9 protein-coding genes are annotated in these 8202 nt (G+C 67.8%); 1 reads left to right on the top strand and 8 read right to left on the bottom strand.

Features of this window, described 5'->3' with window-relative positions; translation table 11 throughout:
• The coding region (locus ACZ60J_RS32645; RefSeq protein WP_469687449.1) for a glycoside hydrolase family 18 protein at positions 1–1245 on the top strand (1245 nt) is incomplete at its 5' end.
• Between the two features lie 61 nt (positions 1246–1306).
• Here ACZ60J_RS32645 and ACZ60J_RS32640 read toward each other — a convergent pair.
• The 8 genes from ACZ60J_RS32640 to atpE form a co-directional block, all read right to left on the bottom strand.
• Positions 1307–1756, bottom strand: a complete 450-nt coding sequence (locus ACZ60J_RS32640; RefSeq protein ID WP_469687447.1) for a DUF2550 domain-containing protein — start codon at positions 1754–1756, stop codon at positions 1307–1309.
• Between the two features lie 133 nt (positions 1757–1889).
• On the bottom strand, positions 1890–2264 hold the full coding sequence (locus tag ACZ60J_RS32635; protein ID WP_469687445.1) for a F0F1 ATP synthase subunit epsilon: 375 nt from the start codon (positions 2262–2264) through the stop codon (positions 1890–1892).
• 129 nt (positions 2265–2393) lie between these two features.
• Positions 2394–3836 carry a F0F1 ATP synthase subunit beta gene (gene atpD / locus ACZ60J_RS32630; protein ID WP_376112411.1) on the bottom strand — a complete coding sequence of 481 codons (1443 nt, stop codon included), beginning with the start codon at positions 3834–3836 and terminating at the stop codon, positions 2394–2396.
• Positions 3836–4753 carry a F0F1 ATP synthase subunit gamma gene (locus ACZ60J_RS32625; protein ID WP_469687443.1) on the bottom strand — a complete coding sequence of 306 codons (918 nt, stop codon included), beginning with the start codon at positions 4751–4753 and terminating at the stop codon, positions 3836–3838. Before ACZ60J_RS32625 ends, atpD begins: the two co-directional genes overlap by 1 nt.
• 20 nt (positions 4754–4773) lie before the next feature.
• Entirely contained in the window at positions 4774–6369 is a 1596-nt protein-coding gene (atpA, locus tag ACZ60J_RS32620) for a F0F1 ATP synthase subunit alpha (protein ID WP_469687441.1), read from the bottom strand.
• Positions 6370–6499: 130 nt separating this feature from the next.
• Entirely contained in the window at positions 6500–7315 is an 816-nt protein-coding gene (locus tag ACZ60J_RS32615; RefSeq protein WP_469687440.1) for a F0F1 ATP synthase subunit delta, read from the bottom strand.
• Complete coding sequence (locus ACZ60J_RS32610) at positions 7312–7854, bottom strand: F0F1 ATP synthase subunit B (protein WP_254384247.1); 543 nt, start codon at positions 7852–7854, stop codon at positions 7312–7314. Before ACZ60J_RS32610 ends, ACZ60J_RS32615 begins: the two co-directional genes overlap by 4 nt.
• Before the next feature lie 42 nt (positions 7855–7896).
• A complete protein-coding gene (atpE, locus tag ACZ60J_RS32605; protein WP_073773063.1) occupies positions 7897–8130 on the bottom strand; it encodes an ATP synthase F0 subunit C in 234 nt (77 codons plus the stop codon).
• Positions 8131–8202: the final 72 nt, after the last annotated feature.

Genomic DNA, 8202 nt, shown 5'->3' with positions numbered 1-8202 from the left:
GACACGGGCCTGACCAAGGGCACCAGCTACACCTACAGCGTGACCGCACGCGACACCATCGACCAGACCGGCCCCTCCTCCGGCACCCTGGCGGTGACCACCCCGGGCGGACCGATCGACCCGCCCCCGGGCGGCCCGGTCAAGCTGGGCTACTTCACCAACTGGGGCGTCTACGGGCGCAACTACCACGTGAAGAACCTGGTGACCTCCGGCACCGCCGCGAAGATCACGCACATCAACTACGCCTTCGGCAACGTCCAGGGCGGCAAGTGCACCATCGGTGACGCCTACGCCGACTACGACAAGGCCTACACCGCCGACCAGAGCGTCGACGGCAAGGCCGACACCTGGGACCAGCCGCTGCGCGGCAACTTCAACCAGCTGCGCAAGCTCAAGGCCCAGTACCCGAACATCAAGGTGCTGTGGTCCTTCGGCGGCTGGACCTGGTCCGGCGGCTTCGGCCAGGCCGCGGCGAACCCGGCCGCCTTCGCGCAGTCCTGCTACGACCTGATCGAGGACCCGCGCTGGGCCGACGTCTTCGACGGCATCGACCTCGACTGGGAGTACCCGAACGCCTGCGGGCTGTCCTGCGACACCAGCGGCGCCGCCTCCTTCAAGAACATGATGCAGGCCATGCGCGCCAAGTTCGGCGCCAACAACCTGGTCACCGCCGCCATCTCCGCCGACGGATCCAACGGCGGCAAGCTCGACGTCGCCGACTACGCCGGCGCCGCCCAGTACATCGACTTCTACAACGTCATGACCTACGACTTCTTCGGCGCGTGGGACGCCAAGGGCCCGACCGCCCCGCACTCCCCGCTCACCTCGTACACCGGCATCCCGATCGCCGGCTTCAACTCCGAGGCCGCCATCACCAAGCTCAAGGGCAAGGGCATCACCGGCTCCAAGCTCAACCTCGGCATCGGCTTCTACGGCCGCGGCTGGACCGGTGTCACCCAGGCCGAGCCCGGCGGCACCGCCACCGGACCGGCCCCGGGCACCTACGAGCAGGGCATCGAGGACTACAAGGTCCTCAAGAACACCTGCCCGGCCACCGGCACCGTCGCCGGCACGGCGTACGCCAAGTGCGGCAGCAACTGGTGGAGCTACGACACCCCGGCCACCATCGCCTCGAAGATGGCCTGGACGAAGCAGCAGGGGCTCAGGGGAGCCTTCTACTGGGAGTTCAGCGGTGACACCGCGAACGGCGAACTGGCCACCGCGGTCCACAACGGACTCCAGTAAAAGACCGAAGCCGGGAAGAGGGGTCCGCCCCCCTCTTCCCGGCTTCTCCGTTTTCGCGCCCTCAGGCGACGTTCACCCGCTGGCCGGGAGGCGCCGCCTCCAGCCAGGCCAGGAAACCGGTCAGCGCGTCCTCGCTCATCGCCAGCTCCAGGCGGGTGCCGCGGTGCACGCAGGCGAGTACGACGGCGTCGGAGAGCAGGGCCAGCTCCTCCTCGCCCTCGGGCGCACGGCGGGCGATGACCTCGATGGAGCCCCGCTCCAGCAGCCGGCGCGGCCGCGGGGAGTAGCTGAAGACACGGAACCAGTCGATGCGGTCACCGCTGTAGCGCGCGACCCCGTACACCCAGCCCTTGCCGGAGACGTCCGGTTCCTCGGACACCCCCCAGCGCATGCTGCAGTCGAAGGTGCCGCCGGAGCGCTGGATCAGCCTGCGGCGCAGCCCGAACACAAACAGCCCGATCACCACCAGGGCTACGACGACCAGGCCGCTCACAAGCAGAGCGAGGAGCATCTTTCACCGACCTCCTCGCTCATCGAATGACGCACATCCAAAAACGCACCCGCATCGCCTCAGCCGCGACCCGGTCCGGAAAATTCCGGAACAGGCCGCGGCTGAGGTTTGAAACTCTTACCAGTACCGGGGCTCAGCGCCCCGAAACCGCGCGCAGCCGGACATCGGCGCGACGCTCGGAAACCGAATCGGTCTCCGCCTTCGCGCGCTCCAGTGCCCGCTCCGCCCGCTCGACGTCGATCTCGTCGGCAAGCTCGGCGATCTCGGCCAGCAGCGACAACTTGTTGTCCGCGAACGAGATGAATCCGCCGTGCACCGCGGCGACAACAGTGTTGCCGTCCGTGGTGCGGATGGTCACCGGGCCCGATTCCAGCACACCGAGAAGCGGCTGGTGACCGGGCATGACGCCGATGTCGCCGGACGTGGTGCGGGCGACAACCAGGGTGGCCTCGCCGGACCAGACGTTACGGTCCGCCGCGACCAGCTCGACGTGCAGCTCAGCAGCCATGGTGGCTCCTCGGGTCACCACCCGGCGGGATGGCCGGGTGTTGGGTCAAATTCTAATGGGCGTGAGGAGAGGGACGGGACACACCCGCCCCTCTCCGTCATTCAGCTGTGCTCACGGATGAGCGCGGCTTCAGGAGACGCCCAGCTCCTTGGCGTTCGCCTTCAGGTCCTCGATGCCACCGCACAGGAAGAACGCCTGCTCGGGGAAGTGGTCGTAGTCTCCGTCGCAGATCGCGTTGAAGGCCGTGATCGACTCGTCGAGCGGGACGTCCGAACCGTCGACGCCGGTGAACTGCTTGGCGACGTGCGTGTTCTGCGACAGGAAGCGCTCGACACGACGGGCACGGTGGACAACGAGCTTGTCCTCCTCGCCCAGCTCGTCGATACCGAGGATCGCGATGATGTCCTGGAGGTCCTTGTACTTCTGCAGGATCCCCTTGACGCGCATCGCCGTGGCGTAGTGGTCCGCCGCGATGTACCGCGGGTCGAGGATGCGGGACGTCGAGTCCAGCGGGTCCACGGCCGGGTAAATGCCCTTCTCGGAGATCGGACGGGAAAGAACCGTCGTCGCGTCGAGGTGGGCGAAGGTGGTGGCCGGCGCCGGGTCGGTCAGGTCGTCCGCGGGGACGTAGATCGCCTGCATCGAGGTGATCGAGTGACCGCGGGTCGAGGTGATGCGCTCCTGCAGCAGACCCATCTCGTCAGCCAGGTTCGGCTGGTAACCCACGGCGGACGGCATGCGGCCCAGAAGGGTCGACACCTCCGAACCGGCCTGGGTGTAACGGAAGATGTTGTCGATGAAGAAGAGCACGTCCTGCTTCTGCACATCGCGGAAGTACTCCGCCATGGTCAGACCGGCCAGGGCGACGCGCAGACGGGTGCCCGGGGGCTCGTCCATCTGGCCGAAGACAAGCGCCGTCTTGTCGATGACGCCCGAGTCGGCCATTTCCTCGATGAGGTCGTTGCCCTCACGGGTACGCTCACCGACGCCCGCGAAGACCGACACACCGTCGTGGTTGTTGGCGACGCGGTAGATCATTTCCTGGATCAGAACGGTCTTGCCGACACCGGCACCACCGAACAGACCGATCTTTCCACCCTTGACGTACGGGGTGAGAAGGTCGATGACCTTGACGCCGGTCTCGAACATCTCGGTCTTCGACTCGAGCTCGTCGAAGCGGGGCGCCTTGCGGTGGATCGGCCAGCGCTCGGTGACGTTGGCGTTCTCCTCCGGGTAGTTCAGCACCTCACCCAGGGTGTTGAAGACCTTGCCCTTGGTGAAGTCACCGACGGGGACGGTGATGCCCTCGCCCGTGTCGGTCACCGGGGCCTGGCGGACCAGACCGTCGGTCGGCTGCATCGAGATGGTGCGGACGAGGCCGTCACCCAGGTGCTGCGCGACCTCGAGGGTCAGGGTCTTCAGCGCGCCGTCCTCGGCCGGGTCGGCGACCTGGACCTTCAGCGCGTTGTAGATGTCGGGCATGGCGTCGACGGGGAACTCCACGTCGACGACCGGGCCGATGACCCGGGCGACGCGGCCCGTGGCGGCGGCCGTCTCAACAGTGGTCGTCATTACTTGTCACTCCCCGCGGTCGCGTCTGCCATGGCGCTGGCGCCACCGACGATCTCGCTGATTTCCTGGGTGATTTCGGCCTGGCGGGCCGCGTTGGCAAGCCGGGAGAGGCTCTTGATGAGATCCCCGGCGTTGTCGGTAGCCGACTTCATCGCGCGGCGGCGGGCGGCGTGCTCGGAAGCGGCCGACTGCAGCAGTGCGTTGTAGATGCGGCTCTCGACGTAGCGCGGCAGAAGGGCGTCGAGGACGTCCTCCGCCGACGGCTCGAAGTCGAACAGCGGAAGGATCTCGCCCTTCGCACCGTCCTCTTCTTCGACCTTGTCGAGGCTGAGCGGCAGCATCCGGCCGTCCACCGCGTTCTGCGTCATCATCGACACGAATTCCGTGTAGACGATGTGCAGCTCGTCGACGCCGCCCTCGGCCGTAGCCGTCTGGATGGCCTCGATCAGCGGCGCCGCGACGCGCTTGGCGTCGGCGTAGGCCGGGCTGTCGGTGAAGCCCGTCCACGAGTCCGTGACCTTGCGCTCACGGAACCCGTAGTAGGCGACACCCTTGCGGCCGACGATGTAGGTGTCGACCTCCTTGCCCTCGCCGCGCAGCCGCTCGGTGAGCCGCTCCGCCTGCTTGATGGCGTTCGAGGAGTAGCCGCCGGCCAGACCGCGGTCGCTCGTGACGAGCACGATCGCGGCGCGCACCGGCGCCTCGACCTCCGTGGTCAGGGCGTGCTTGGTGTTCGAACCGGTCGCCACCGCGGTCACCGCACGGGTGAGCTCGGTCGCGTACGGCATCGACGCCGCCACCTTGCGCTGCGCCTTGACGATGCGCGAGGCGGCGATCATCTCCATCGCCTTGGTGATCTTCTTGGTCGCCGTGATGGCACGGATGCGACGCTTGTAGACCCGGAGCTGCGCTCCCATGAGTCAGGTCCCTTCCGTCGTCACTTGGAGACGTTGACGGCCGGTACGTCCTCGCCCAGGAGCTTGCCGTCCGAGGTCTCGAACTGGCGCTTGAAGCTGGCGATGGCGTCGGCGATGGACGTCAGCGTGTCGTCCGACATCTTGCCGCCGTCAGCGATGGAGGTGAGGAGCTCCTTGCGCTCGAGGCGCAGGTGGTCCAGCAGCTCCGACTCGAAGCGACGGATGTCGTTGACCGGGACGTCGTCCATCTTGCCGGTGGTGCCGGCCCAGACGGAGACGACCTGCTCCTCGACGGGCATCGGCTGGTACTGGCCCTGCTTCAGCAGCTCGACCAGGCGCTTGCCGCGCTCCAGCGAGGCCTTCGAAGCGGCGTCCAGGTCGGAACCGAAGGCGGCGAACGCCTCCAGCTCGCGGTACTGGGCGAGGTCCAGGCGCAGACGGCCGGAAACCTGCTTCATGGCCTTGTGCTGGGCCGAGCCACCGACGCGGGAGACCGAGATACCGACGTTCAGCGCCGGGCGCTGGCCCGCGTTGAACAGGTCGGACTCCAGGAAGCACTGGCCGTCGGTGATGGAGATGACGTTGGTCGGGATGAACGCCGACACGTCGTTCGCCTTGGTCTCGACGATCGGCAGACCGGTCATCGAACCGGCACCCATGTCGTCGGAGAGCTTGGCGCAACGCTCCAGCAGACGGGAGTGCAGGTAGAAGACGTCGCCCGGGTAGGCCTCGCGGCCCGGCGGACGGCGCAGCAGCAGCGACACGGCGCGGTAGGCGTCGGCCTGCTTCGACAGGTCGTCGAAGATGATCAGGACGTGCTTGCCGGCGTACATCCAGTGCTGGCCGATGGCCGAGCCGGTGTACGGCGCCAGGTACTTGAAGCCGGCCGGGTCGGACGCCGGGGCGGCGACGATGGTCGTGTACTCCAGCGCGCCCGCGTCTTCCAGCGCACCGCGGACCGACGCGATGGTCGAGCCCTTCTGGCCGATGGCGACGTAGATGCAGCGGACCTGCTTGTTCACGTCGCCCGAGCGCCAGTTGTCGCGCTGGTTGATGATCGTGTCGACGGCCAGAGCGGTCTTGCCGGTCTGACGGTCACCGATGATCAGCTGACGCTGACCACGGCCGACCGGCACCATCGCGTCGATCGCCTTGTAGCCGGTCTGCATCGGCTCGTGGACCGACTTGCGGACCATGACGCCGGGCGCCTGCAGCTCGAGGGCGCGGCGGCCCTCGGTCGCAATCTCGCCGAGGCCGTCGATCGGGTTGCCGAGCGGGTCGACGACGCGGCCGAGGTAACCCTCGCCGACGCCGACGGAGAGCACCTCACCGGTGCGCTGCACCGGCTGGCCCTCCTCGATACCGCTGAACTCGCCGAGGACGACGGCGCCGATCTCGCGCTCGTCGAGGTTCAGGGCGAGACCAAGGGTTCCGTCCTCGAACTTCAGCAGCTCGTTCGCCATGGCGGAGGGCAGGCCCTCCACCTTCGCGATGCCGTCGCCGGCAACGCTGACCGTCCCGACCTCCTCGCGCGAGGCCGCGTCCGGCTGGTACGACTGGACAAAGTTCTCCAGTGCGTCCCGGATCTCCTCCGGCCGGATCGTGAGCTCCGCCATCTGGGTTCCCTGCTCTCCTTGTTGGGCCTGAAGCTTCTTAGGGGTCTGGGGGCGACCCCCAGGAATCTTCTGCAAGTTCTGCACGGCCCAACCGGGCCGCTAGGAATGCTTTTTTCTAAGGTGTGGCTGGTCAGCCGGCCATGCGGCGCGACGCCTCGGCGATGCGGTCCGCGATGGTGCCGTCGATGACCTCGTCGCCGACCCGCACCGAGATCCCGCCGAGGACCGCGGGGTCCACGTCGAGGTTCAGGTGCATCGGGCGGCCGTACAGCTTGGCCAGCACCGCGCCGAGACGCTGCTTCTGGACATCGCTGAGCGGAACCGCGGTGGTCACGGTGGCGACCATGCGGCCACGACGCTCGGCGGCGACCTTCGAAAGGGACTCGAGGCCCGCTTCCAGGCTACGTCCACGCGGGTGCGTGACAAGACGCGTGACCAGCCGCTCGGTGACGGCGTTCGCCTTGCCGCCGAGCAGGCTGCGCAGCAGCTGGCTCTTGGCGGCGGAGGTCGCCGACCGGTCGGTCAGTGCGGCGCGCAGCTCGGTGTTCGAGGTGACGATCCGGCCGAACCGGAACAGCTCGTCCTCGACGTCGTCGAGGCCACCGCTCTGCTGGGCCGCGGTGAGGTCGGCGGTGGCCGCCAGGACCTCGAGCGAGTCCACCAGGTCACGGGACTGCGACCAGCGGGACCGGACCATGCCGGACACCAGGTCGAGGGTCTCCCCGCTCACCTGGCCGCCGAGAAGGCGGCCGACCAGCTCGGCCTTGGCCTCGCCGGACTGCGCCGGGTCCGTGATGACCCGACGCAGCGAGACCTCACGGTCGAGCAGCGCGGTGACGTCCGCCAGCTCGCCGGCGAGCTTCGCCGCGTCGACGGACGTGTTGTCCGTCAGCGCGTCGAGACGCTCGCGGGCGGTGGCCAGCGCGTCGCGGCTCGCTCCGTTCATCGGGCGGCCTCGGCCTTCTCCTCAAGCTCGCTGAGGAAGCGGTCGATCGTGCGGCTCTGCCGGGCGTGGTCCTCGAGGGACTCGCCGACAAGCTTTCCGGCCAGGTCGGTCGCCAGCTTGCCGACGTCCTGACGGAGGGCGGAAGAGGCGGCCTTGCGGTCAGCCGCGATCTGGGCGTGACCGGCAGCGATGATCTCCTCACGCTGCCGCTGGCCCTCTGCGCGCAGTTCTTCCTTGAGCGCAGTGCCCTGCTCCAGAGCGTCCTGGCGCAGGCGAGCGGCCTCGTGCCGGGCTTCGGCGAGCTGGGCCTTGTACTGCTCCAGCACGCTCTGAGCCTCGGTCTGAGCGGCCTCAGCCTTTTCGATACCGCCTTCGATGGCCTCGCGGCGCTCGTCCAGAACCTTGTTGATGTTCGGGAGGAGCTTCTTCGCGAGGAAACCGAAGACGATGACGAAGGCGATCAGACCGATGACGAGCTCGGGGATCGGCGGAATGAGGGGGTTTTCCCCGCCCTCAGCCGCGAGAACCAGGAGGTTCACATCAGTGCCTTTCGTCGATTCGGACTAGTCGTTGGGTTCGTCTTAGTAGACGAACGGCATGACCAGACCGATGAGGGCGAGCGCCTCACAGAACGCGAAGCCGAGGATCTGGTTGGCGCGGATCAGACCGGCAGCCTCGGGCTGACGGGCGAGAGCCTGGGTGCCGTTACCGAAGATGATGCCGACGCCGACGCCCGGGCCGATGGCCGCGAGGCCGTAGCCGACAGAGCTGAGGGAGCCGGTGACGCCTTCGGTGGCAGCGAGGATCTGGGACATGCCAGTTCTTCCTTCTCTTTCACGGACCGGTGGGGGTTGGCCACCGGACGACAGGGGGTTTTGGTGCGGGCC

This window comes from Streptomyces sp. NPDC104226, from assembly GCF_055584085.1.
The sequence above is the reverse complement of the archived record's forward strand: the minus strand, read 5'-3'. Positions and strand labels throughout refer to the sequence as shown.